At 46.8% G+C, this 583-nt stretch carries 1 protein-coding gene; it reads left to right on the top strand.

The features are described 5' to 3' along the window. The coding region (locus KKC1_RS06160) for an RNA-guided endonuclease InsQ/TnpB family protein (protein WP_143288692.1) at window positions 1-583 on the top strand (583 nt) is incomplete at both ends.

Raw genomic sequence — 583 nt, forward strand, 5'->3', positions numbered from 1 at the left:
AATAAGGCTTACCGGTACGAGCTTAAACCAAACAAGACCCAGCTTATTCTTTTGAAGAAACATGCTGGTTGTGCCAGATTTGCCTGGAACTGGGGACTGGCCGAACGGAAGAGACTGTGGGAAGAAGAGAGAAAGACCACCAACGCGATAGAACTTCACCGTAAACTGAACAGGCTGAAGAAGACGGATTTCCCCTGGATGTATGAGGTATCGAAATGTGCTCCGCAGGAAGCGCTGAGAGATCTGGACAAAGCTTTTAAGAACTTCTTTGAAGGCAGAGCGAATTTCCCGAAGTTTAAGAAAAAAGGTGTGCATGACAGCTTCAGGCTTACGGGTACGATTAAGGTATTCCCAAAACACGTGCAGTTACCCCGACTAGGTAAAATCAGGGTCAAAGAAAAGACGACGAAATGCAAAGGCAGGATACTTTCAGCCACTGTGAGCCGGGAAGCTGACAGATGGTACGTAAGCCTGGCGGTCATAGAAGAAATACCCGATCCCGTTTCGGTAGTTGGAGAACCTGTTGGCATAGATGTTGGTTTGAAACACTTTGCCGTTCTTTCCACTGGAGAGAAAATAGAAG

This window comes from Calderihabitans maritimus, assembly GCF_002207765.1.
Lineage (GTDB): Bacteria > Bacillota > KKC1 > Calderihabitantales > Calderihabitantaceae > Calderihabitans > Calderihabitans maritimus.